General features: G+C 66.1%; 1 protein-coding gene. It reads right to left on the bottom strand.

Annotation, left to right across the window (positions count from 1 at the left end):
• Positions 1-257: 6,7-dimethyl-8-ribityllumazine synthase (locus OH705_RS27965; RefSeq protein ID WP_267303528.1), on the bottom strand; the 257-nt coding region annotated here is incomplete at both ends.

Raw genomic sequence — 257 nt, 5'->3', positions numbered from 1 at the left:
CGCCGCGGATGACCGCGCCCAGCGCGATGAGGGCGTCGAACTCGAAGGTCTCGGCCATGTGCGACAGGGCCACGCCCAGTTCCAGAGCGCCCGGCACGGTGGCGACCATCACGTCGCGCTCGTCCACGCCGAGTTCAGCCAGTTCCTTCAGGCACGCTTCGAGTTCGGCCTGGCCGATCTCTTCATTGAAACGGGCGCGAACGATGCCGATGTGCAGCCCTTCGCCGTTCAGGTCGGGGGTGAGGATGTAAGGGTTC

The organism is Pseudomonas sp. BJa3, from assembly GCF_026343815.1.
Taxonomy (GTDB): domain Bacteria; phylum Pseudomonadota; class Gammaproteobacteria; order Pseudomonadales; family Pseudomonadaceae; genus Aquipseudomonas; species Aquipseudomonas soli.
The sequence above is the reverse complement of the archived record's forward strand: the minus strand, read 5'-3'. Positions and strand labels throughout refer to the sequence as shown.